Below are 6202 nucleotides of genomic sequence, written 5' to 3'. Positions count from 1 at the left end.
CACCACAGACGACGAAGCAGAGGCGCCCGCCCCGAGCAATCGGGACGGGCGCCTCACCCTGCCTATTGACAGGAACGACCTACATATCAGCTGTCCCTGGCGGGCTCTAGTCGCGGCAGATGCGGATGTCGATCAGGGACGGTCCAAAGCGCGCAGGTAGCGCGAGGTCATCAGCTGCTGCACTCTCCGCGTGAAGGGACCGCCGAGAGTGGCGAGACGTGAGGCAGGGTGCGAGAAGGCCGTGATCGCGATGGTGATACTTCCGTCGCCGTGTTGTTCCAGAACGAACCGCTCTTCGCCGGACTCGGGGTGGCCGGGCAGGGTGCCGTAAGCGAATCCGCGCAGCGTCGGCTCCTTGATCACGTAGGCGACTCGGCAGGGGATCCGGACGGAAGCAGGGCCAAGCCCGAGGTGCATGAGCACCACGGTGTCCTGCCGGAGCGGTGACTCCGATGTCTGCACCCGCAGCCCGGCCCGCTCGTGCAGTCGCCACATGAACAGGTCCGTGGATGCGCCCTCGAAGTCTCGACGAACCAACGGTGCGGACCGCTCCAGCCAGTCGTATCCCGCCGGGCGGTCGGAGGCGGTCGCCCCAACCTGGTCGTAGGTGAAGGGTGCTGCTCGCAGCATCGCGACCAGCTGCGCCGGAAGTTCGCCTACTGCCATGGAGACATCATCGGGGACCGGCGCTCGCTCATAGGCAGATCCGGGCGCTCGGCCCTCGCCCCGCCCAATCAGAGCGGATCGGCGCTCGACGAGTAGGTGTGCCCCGTCGGGGTGGTGATCTCGACGGTGTGTGTCGGCCCAGGGACGGTGCGGGAACTCCAGCCGTCGGCTTCCTTGGCGTAGTTGCAGAGCTCGCAGAGTCCCTGGCCGTTGGCGGCCGAGGTCGGCCCGCCGCGGGAGCGTGGCTCGACGTGGTCGAGATGGCGGATCGGGGCGCCGCAGCCGGGGGTGCGGCAGGTGCGGTCGCGGATGCGGAGGAAGGCGGCAAGTCCGCCGGTGAAGTGGGTCGCCTGGGAGTCCATCGCGACCAGGCGGCCCGTGGCGGGCTGCTCGTAGACACGCCGCAGCCAGGTGTCGACGCCGGAGTCGAGGTTGTCGGCGACCCACTGACGGAGCAGGTCGCCGGGGACCGGGCCGTGGCCCTCGACCCAGCCGGTGCCGTCCTCGTCGCCGAGGAGCACGTCGTCGCGGACGATCAGATTGACCGTCACGGGGGCGGCCTTGTCGGCCCCGGTGCCGGTGACGCGCTGGACGAGGAGGTCGGCCATCAGCTGGCCGATGCTGCGCTCGTCGCCGGCCGCCTTGGCGGCGCGGGCGTCGCGGTCGAGGGTGGCGTGCACGGCGACGCCGTCCTTGACGGGGAGCAGTGCGCCGAGCCAGGTCATGGTGTCGGGCGCGGGGCGCAGGGTCGTGTGCCGGTCGGCCTCGGCGCGACGGCGACGCTCGGCGACCGCGGCGGGCTCGAGCTCGACAGTGGCGCGCTGGAGCCGGCCGACCAGCTGGCGCGGCGAGAGCGACTCGATCTCGCCGGGGTCGGCGCAGAGCTGCTCGTCGACCAGCGCGCGGTGCTCAGCGGTGAGGCAGGCGGTCTCGCGGGCGACGAGGGTCGCCTTGAACGCGTCGATCCGGCCGGCACGGAACGCCGCCCGGGTGTGGCTGAGCTCGGCCCGCAGGATCAGCGCGAGAGCGACGTGCTGCTGGCCGCGCGTCGGCGACACTCCGCGCGCCAGCGCCACCTGGGCACCGACCCCGCGGTCCTGGCGCGCGGGCGGGACGCCGCGATCTGCGGCGGCCCGGCGCTGGGAGAGCGCGAAGTCGGCCACCGTTTCTGTCTGTGCCGCCTCAGCGGCGCAGCGCAGCCTCTCGAGCGCGGAGATCCGGTCGATCCGCTCGGCATCGTCGAGCTCGGGCGCGTCGAGCCCGAGCCGCTCGATGAGCTCCTCGATCTCCGCGACCGACGGCGCGCACAGCCGGGCGCCCGCCGTGCTCGCCCGACCGTCGGTCCCGAGATCTCGCATGTTCACCGCCTCTGGATGTGGTGCTGACTCCTGGTGAACACTCTAGGAGAGACCGCCGACAGTGGTCGGGCGCGATCCACAGCCCCTCTACCCTCAGCGGCATGCACCGCTTCGACCTCGGCGACCCCGCCTTCGACGTCACCTCGGAGGAGGTGCACGCCGCGCGCGAGCAGGACTGGTACGTCGAGACGACGTGGGGCTGGGCGGTGCTGCGGTATGCCGAGGTGAGCGCGCTGCTGCGCGACCGCAGGTTCCGGCAGGGCAACGCGCGGTGGCCCGCGCAGAACGGCATCCACTCCGGCCTGTTCTCCGACTGGTGGCAGGAGACGCTGCTGTCGCTCGAGGGCGACGACCACGCGCGCATCCGCAAGCTGATGGTGCCGGCGTTCAAGAACCGCGTCATCGCGGAGATGCGGCCGACGTTCCAGGGCATCGCCCACGAGCTGATCGACGCGTTCGCCCCGCGCGGGCAGGTCGAGTTCGTCCACGAGTTCGCCGAGCCGTACGCCGCCCGGATCATCTGCCTGCTGCTCGGGTTGCCCCAGGACCACTGGCCGCAGGTGGCTCGCTGGGCCGACGACCTCGGGGCGTCGTTCGGCATCGACGTCGGCAACCAGGTGCCGAAGATCGAGGCGGCGCTGACCGGCCTGACGCGGTACGTCGAGGAGGCCGTCGCCGAGCGCCGCGCCACCCCGCGCGACGACCTGGTCACCACGCTGGTGCAGGCAGAGCAGCTCACCGACCACGAGCTCTCGGTCGCGCTGGTGTTCCTGGCGTTCGCCGGCATGGAGACCACCCGCAACCAGCTCGGCCTCGCTCTCCAGACGCTGCTCCAGCACCCCGACCAGTGGGCACTGCTGGCCGAGCGCCCCGAGCTCGGCGCCAACGCGGTCGAGGAGGTGATGCGGGTCAACCCGACCGTCACCTGGGTGACCCGCGAGGCGCTGGAGGACGTCGAGTTCCAGGGCCTGCACATCCCGAAGGGCGGCATCGTGCAGATGCTGTCGCACGCGGCCGGCACGGACCCGCGGGCGGTGCCGGACCCGTCGTTCGACATCACTCAACAGCGGCCGCCGCACCACGGCTTCGGCGCCGGCATCCACCACTGCCTCGGCCACTTCGTCGCCCGCACCGACATGTCAGTCGCGCTGCCGCTGCTGGCGCAGCGCATGCCGGACGCCGTGCCCGAGGGTCCGGGTCAGTGGCTTCCGGTCTCGGGCAACACCGGTGCGCTGTCGTTCCCCATCAGGTTCCGCGCTGAGGAGACCTGACCCAGATCAGGCAGTGGTGTGGTGCACGTAGCACCAGCGCCAGTTCTCGTCGGGCTCGGCGGTCTCCATCACGGGGTGGGTGGCGTCCTGGAAGTGCGCCGTGGCGTGCTGGCCGACCGAGGAGTCGCAGCACGCGACGTTGCCGCACTCGAGGCACTGGCGCAGCGCCACCCACTCCAGCCCCTCGTCGATGCACCGCTGGCAGAACGGGTCGGCCACGGTCTCGACGACCGGGTAGCGCTCGAGGTCGTCGCACGTGAGGCCGGTCTTGCGGAGCGTGGAGTACTCCTGCAGCTCGCGGCGCTCCTCGGTCGCGATGTCGAGCATCGACTCCTCGACGTCGAGCAGCGCCAGCACGTCGGCGACCACCTCGGAGTCGACCCGGCCCGAGTCGCGGATCTTGAGGACCTTGGTGCGCTCGGCCTCCAGCAGCAGCAGCCGGATGCGGACGTAGAGGTCGCTGGGCGACTCGCGGTCGGCGACCGTGCTGAGCCGCTCCCACGCGGCGAAGTTGCGCTGGTCGAGCCGCTGCCGGATGAGCTCGACGACGCCCTGCGAGTCGTCGTACTCCAGCTCGTCGAGCCGGTGCAGCGCGGCCTTGGACGCCTGCTGCAGCAACGTCGCGCGCGCCAGCGCGTCCTCGGCCGGGTCGGGGCTCGGCACCCGCAGCCGGCGCGCGACCCACGGCAGCGTCATCCCCTGGAAGAACAGCGTGCCGGCGGTGACCGTGAACGCCATCAGCAGCAGCACCTCCCGCTGCGGCGCGTCCTCGGGGATGACGAACGCCGCCGCGAGCGTCACCACGCCGCGCATCCCTGCCCAGCCGAGCACGAACGTGAACGTCCACGGCGGGCGCCGGCCGGTCTGCGGGTCCGGCCCCGGCCGCACGATGAGGTAGCGCACGGGGAACACCCACACCAGTCGCAGCACGACGCACGCGGCGAGCGTCGCGGCGCACACGCCGATCACCCGGCCCCACGACAGCTCACCGTCGCCGGCGCCCTCGACGATCACCCGCGCCTGCAGCCCGATGAGCAGGAACACGGCGTTCTCGAGGACGAAGGCGATCGTGCGCCAGTTGAGCCGCTCGGCGATCCGCGACTGCGCGGTCTGCAGGATCGGCGCCTTGTGCCCGAGCAGCAGGCCGGCGACGACCACCGCGATCACGCCGGACGCGTGCACCTCCTCACCGATCGCGTACGCCGCGAACGGCACCACCAGCGAGAGCCCGCTGTCGAGCACGGGGTCCTCGAGGCGGCGCCGGATCTTCGCGACCAGGAGGAAGAACAGGAACCCCACGACCACGCCGCCGCCGGCCGCGAGGAGGAAGTCGAGGCCGACCCGTCCGACGTTGAAGTCGCCTCCGTCTGCGATCGCGAGCGCGGTGCCGAGCGTCACCAGGGCGGTCGCGTCGTTGAGCAGCGACTCGCCCTCGAGGATCGTGACGATCCGGCGCGGCAGCCCGATCCGGCGACCGATCGCCGTCGCGGCGACGGCGTCGGGCGGAGCGACCACCGCGCCGATCGCGAAGGCGATCGGCCAGGAGATCCCGGGCAGCAGCGCGTGGGCGACCAGGCCGACCCCGAGCGCCGTGAACGCGACCAGCCCGACCGAGAGCAGCAGGATCGGCCGACGGTTGGCGCGGAAGTCGACGAGCGAGGTGCCCTGCGCCGCGGCGTAGAGCAGTGGCGGCAGCAGTCCGAACAGCACGAGGTCCTCGGAGAGCTCGACGTCCGGCACGAACGGCACGTACGACGCCACGACCCCGACGGCGATCAGGAGGAACGGCGCCGGGACGTCGATCTTCTGCGCGACCCAGGTGCACACGAGCACCCCGACCGCCAGACCACAGAGCAGCAGGGTGACCTCCACGGCGGTCATTCTTCCGGTGCGCAGGCCTGGTCACCTAGGGCGTGTTTCCTTAGTCCGGGCGTGGGGGGCTGATTTGCTGCTGACATGTCCCGTCAGAGATTGCTCAGCGACGCTCAATGGGAGCAGATCGCACCGTTGATGCCGTGTTCGGACGGGGTGAAGTCACGCCCCTTTCGCGACCACCGGCAGGTGGTCGAGGGAGTGATCTACCGGTTCCGTACCGGTGTCGCTTGGCGTGACCTGCCTGAATCGTTCGGTCCGTGGCAGACGGTCTGGAAGCGGCACCACCGGTTCTCGATCGATGGCACTTGGGACAAGATCCACGCCCGGTTGCTGGCCCAGGCCGACGCAGGCGGTGACATCGACTGGATGGTCAGCGTCGACTCCACGGTCAACCGCGCCCACCAGCACGCCACCAACACCCGCCGGGTCGAGCAGCCCGTCGGCGACTCTCGCGCCGCACGTTCGGCACGAGCCGCGGCCCGCACAGGGGGCTGAATCGAGTTACACAAACCCGTGGGACGAGCCGCCCGATCATGCGATCGGACGCTCCCGTGGAGGTTTGTCGACCAAGATCCACCAGCTCGTCGACGGGCGTGGCCGACCCTTGGTCATCGCACTCACCCCAGGGCAGGCCGGCGACTCCACGATGCTGCAGCCGCTGCTGGCCCAGCTCGCCGTGCGCCGGCTCGGTCGCGGACGGCCACGCACCCGACCGGTCGCGGTCATCGGTGACAAGGCCTACTCCTCACGCAGCAACCGAACGGCACTGAGCAACCGGGGAATCAAGGCGGTGATCCCCCAACCCTCCGACCAGATCGGGCACCGCAAGCGGCGCGGTTCGGCCGGCGGCAGGCCACCGGCGTTCAACGCCATGACGTACAAGGACCGCAACGTGGTCGAGCGTTCCTTCAACGACCACAAGCAATGGCGCGGCATCGCCACCCGCTACGACAAGCTCGCTGTCACCTACCGAGGCGCCGTCGTCCTACGCGCCATCACCATCTGGCTGATGACTTAGGAGACATGCCCTAG

The 6202-nt window shown here is 70.8% G+C and carries 4 protein-coding genes and 1 pseudogene; 2 read left to right on the top strand and 3 right to left on the bottom strand.

Going from position 1 to position 6202, the window contains the following annotated elements; translation table 11 throughout:
• Positions 1-132: 132 nt before the first annotated feature.
• Both G514_RS0110655 and G514_RS0110650 read right to left on the bottom strand, forming a co-directional pair.
• Positions 133-666: a DUF1990 domain-containing protein gene (locus G514_RS0110655; RefSeq protein WP_211222115.1), complete on the bottom strand. Its 534-nt coding sequence runs from the start codon at positions 664-666 to the stop codon at positions 133-135.
• Positions 667-734: 68 nt separating this feature from the next.
• Entirely contained in the window at positions 735-2024 is a 1290-nt protein-coding gene (locus G514_RS0110650) for an HNH endonuclease (RefSeq protein ID WP_157544727.1), read from the bottom strand.
• Between the two features lie 101 nt (positions 2025-2125).
• Between G514_RS0110650 and G514_RS0110645 the strand changes: the two genes are divergently transcribed.
• Positions 2126-3295 (top strand): cytochrome P450, encoded by a 1170-nt coding sequence (locus G514_RS0110645; protein WP_028651731.1) that lies wholly within the window; start codon positions 2126-2128, stop codon positions 3293-3295.
• 6 nt (positions 3296-3301) lie between these two features.
• On the opposite strand, the gene G514_RS0110640 is transcribed toward G514_RS0110645, so the two are convergent.
• Complete coding sequence (locus G514_RS0110640) at positions 3302-5176, bottom strand: Na+/H+ antiporter (RefSeq protein ID WP_211222114.1); 1875 nt, start codon at positions 5174-5176, stop codon at positions 3302-3304.
• Positions 5177-5251: 75 nt separating this feature from the next.
• Here G514_RS0110640 and G514_RS0110630 point away from each other — a divergent pair.
• Positions 5252-6188 (top strand): annotated as a pseudogene (locus tag G514_RS0110630) (IS5 family transposase).
• Positions 6189-6202: the final 14 nt, after the last annotated feature.

This window comes from Nocardioides halotolerans DSM 19273, from assembly GCF_000422805.1.
Classification (GTDB): domain Bacteria; phylum Actinomycetota; class Actinomycetes; order Propionibacteriales; family Nocardioidaceae; genus Nocardioides; species Nocardioides halotolerans.
This window is presented reverse-complemented; position numbering and strand designations above follow the sequence as displayed.

What these genes read in the sequence shown, in the direction of transcription:
- G514_RS0110655 (WP_211222115.1), bottom strand. Translation starts at nt 666, where the DNA reads ATGGCAGTAGGCGAACTTCCGGCGCAGCTGGTCGCGATGCTGCGAGCA.
- G514_RS0110650 (WP_157544727.1), bottom strand. Translation starts at nt 2,024, where the DNA reads ATGCGAGATCTCGGGACCGACGGTCGGGCGAGCACGGCGGGCGCCCGG.
- G514_RS0110645 (WP_028651731.1), top strand. Translation starts at nt 2,126, where the DNA reads ATGCACCGCTTCGACCTCGGCGACCCCGCCTTCGACGTCACCTCGGAG.
- G514_RS0110640 (WP_211222114.1), bottom strand. Translation starts at nt 5,176, where the DNA reads ATGACCGCCGTGGAGGTCACCCTGCTGCTCTGTGGTCTGGCGGTCGGG.